Origin of the sequence: Streptococcus parasanguinis (assembly GCF_001578955.1) — a bacterium.
Taxonomy (GTDB): Bacteria; Bacillota; Bacilli; order Lactobacillales; family Streptococcaceae; genus Streptococcus; species Streptococcus parasanguinis_U.
Map to the genome: position 1 here is coordinate 243037 of NZ_KQ969690.1, position 1939 is coordinate 244975.

At 40.8% G+C, this 1939-nt stretch carries 2 protein-coding genes; both read left to right on the top strand.

Annotated elements, in window-relative coordinates:
* Window positions 1-862 (top strand): sugar phosphate nucleotidyltransferase (locus SPADD19_RS05015; protein WP_061455586.1); only part of this gene is annotated, 862 nt, incomplete at its 5' end.
* On the top strand, window positions 852-1939 hold a 1088-nt coding region (gene glgD, locus SPADD19_RS05020; protein WP_061455427.1), incomplete at its 3' end, for a glucose-1-phosphate adenylyltransferase subunit GlgD. The genes SPADD19_RS05015 and glgD, both read left to right, overlap by 11 nt.

Sequence of the window (1939 nt, forward strand, 5' to 3'; positions counted from 1 at the left end):
AGGAAATCGTTGGTTCGAAGGAACTAGTCATGCCATCCTCCAAAATATCGACTATATCGACAGCATCAATCCTGAATATGTCTTGATTCTTTCTGGTGACCATATCTACAAGATGGACTATGATGATATGCTTCAAGCGCACAAGGATAATAATGCGAGCTTGACTGTTGCCGTCCTAGATGTACCTTTGAAGGAAGCGAGTCGTTTTGGAATCATGAATACCGATGCTAATAATCGGATTGTTGAATTTGAAGAAAAACCAGCTGAACCAAAATCTACCAAGGCTTCCATGGGGATTTACATCTTTGACTGGGCTCGTCTGCGCAATATGTTGGTTGCTGCTGAAAAGAGCGATATCGATATGTCAGACTTCGGTAAAAATGTCATTCCAACTTATCTAGAATCAGGAGAAAGTGTTTATGCTTATGAATTCAATGGTTATTGGAAAGACGTTGGTACGATTGAGTCACTTTGGGAAGCCAATATGGAATATATCGATCCGAATAATGCCTTGGATAGTCGCGATCGTCACTGGAAAATCTATTCACGCAACCTCATTTCTCCACCGAACTTCTTTGGGGAACATGGCCACATCGAAGATTCTCTTGTCGTCGATGGTTGTTCGGTAGACGGTACAGTCAAACACTCCATCTTATCAACAGAAGCTCAAGTTCGTGAAGGAGCGGTTGTCGAAGATGCTGTCGTGATGAGCAATGCCATTATCGGTAAAGGAGCTGTCGTGAAACGCGCGATTATCGGAGAAGGAGCAGTCATTGCAGAAGGCGTCGTGATTGATGGAACAGAGGAAGTACAAGTTGTCGGTTACAATGAAAAAGTGGGGGTAGCAACAGATGAAGATTGATAAATATTCAGCCATTTTAGGAAATACAGTTGGGTATCATGATATGTCCACTTTGACCAGCCATCGTCCGGTAGCATCCCTACCGTTTGATGGGAAATACCGCTTAATCGACTTCCCATTGTCTAGTCTTGCAAATGCTGGTATTCGTAGTGTTTTTGGGATTTTCCAACAAGAAAATATTAGTTCGGTCTTTGACCATATTCGTTCAGGTCGTGAGTGGGGCTTGTCTACTTTATTGAGCCACTATTACCTCGGAATCTATAATACTCCAGTTGAAAATACAACGGTAGGGCCAGAATACTACCAACAATTATTGACCTATTTGAAACGGTCTGGTTCTAATCAAACAGTTGCTTTGAACTGTGATGTATTAATGAATATTGACCTCAATCAGATTTTCCACCTTCATAATACCATTGATCGTCCGATTACAGTGGTTTATAAAAAGTTGCATCTGCAAAACATTTCTGAAGTAAATGCTGTCTTGGAAATTGATGAAACAGACCATGTTACAGAGCAAAAACTTTTTGATGGTCAGGATCCTGATAAAGTCTACAATATGTCAACAGATGTCTTTATTGTAGATACTCCTTGGTTGATTGAAAAAATTGAAGAAGAAGCCAAGAAAGAATACCCACAAAAATTGCGCTATATCTTGCGTGATTTGGCAGTGGAATACAATGCCTTTGCCTTTGAGTATACAGGCTACCTAGCAAATATTCACTCAGTTGAATCCTATTATCAAGCAAACTTGGATATGTTGGAAAACCAAAAATTCATGAAGCTCTTTTCACCAAATCAAAAGGTGTATACAAAAGTGAAGAATGAAGAGCCAACTTATTATTCCAAGACTTCAAATATCAAATCGTCCCAATTTGCTTCTGGTAGTATTGTAGAAGGAACCGTTGAACGCTCTGTTGTTTCACGCCGGGTACACCTTCATGAAGGTTCAGAAGTCCGCAGTAGTCTTCTTTTCCCTGGTGTTGTCATTCATGAAAATGCAATCGTCGAACATGCCATCCTGGATAAGGGGGTTGAAGTGACTGCCGGTGTGACGATTCGTGGGACAGAAGAAGC